The sequence below is a fragment of the Psychrobacter sp. TB20-MNA-CIBAN-0197 genome (assembly GCF_040309765.1).
GTDB classification, from domain to species: Bacteria; Pseudomonadota; Gammaproteobacteria; order Pseudomonadales; family Moraxellaceae; genus Psychrobacter; species Psychrobacter submarinus.
Genome location: NZ_JBEOPC010001187.1, coordinates 1 through 246, shown reverse-complemented (window position 1 = coordinate 246; position 246 = coordinate 1). Strand labels below are relative to the sequence as shown.

Annotated in this window: 1 pseudogene; it reads left to right on the top strand. The window is 61.0% G+C overall.

Annotated features, from left to right (window positions below):
- Positions 1–246 (top strand): annotated as a pseudogene (locus tag AAEY83_RS17695) (TonB-dependent siderophore receptor); the annotation flags it as partial.

Genomic DNA, 246 nt, shown 5'->3' with positions numbered 1-246 from the left:
CTGCCGTTCTATTCGCGGCAGGTTGCGACGGTCGGATTGCGTTACGAGATCAACCGCTGGACGTACAACATCGATGGCTTCGCCCAATCGAAACAGCGTTCGCCGGGCACCGGTGTGAATGCGGATGGCAGCTTCAACGGCAACTACATCACCGAAGGCACAGCGGACGGGCAGTACGGCGACATCCCGGGTTACGTGACCTGGAACGTGCGCGGCGGCTACGACTTTGGTCCGCAGGTGTCGAAC